At 74.3% G+C, this 253-nt stretch carries 1 protein-coding gene; it reads left to right on the top strand.

Annotated features, from left to right (window positions below; translation table 11 throughout):
* A partial coding sequence (locus tag ABT009_RS47515; protein WP_351302463.1) for a hypothetical protein occupies positions 1-253 on the top strand: 253 nt, incomplete at both ends.

The following is a 253-nucleotide window of genomic DNA, read 5'->3' as shown; positions in this document are numbered from 1 at the left end:
TTCGGCGGGTCCTGCGGCGGGTCCTGCGGATCCGGGTCCTGCGGCGGATCCTGCGGATCCGGGTCCTGCGGATCCGGGTCCTGCGGCGGATCCTGCGGATCCGGGTCCTGCGGATCCGGGTCCTGCGGATCCGGGTCCTGCGGATCCGGGTCCTGCGGCGGGTCCTGCGGATCCGGGTCCTGCGGATCCGGGTCCTGCGGATCCGGGTCCTGCGGATCCGGGTCCTGCGGATCCGGGTCCTGCGGATCCGGGT

The sequence above is a fragment of the Streptomyces sp. NPDC002896 genome, from assembly GCF_040295225.1.
GTDB lineage: Bacteria > Actinomycetota > Actinomycetes > Streptomycetales > Streptomycetaceae > Streptomyces.
Note: the sequence above shows the minus strand (reverse complement) of the source record. Positions and strands in the feature narration are given on the sequence as shown.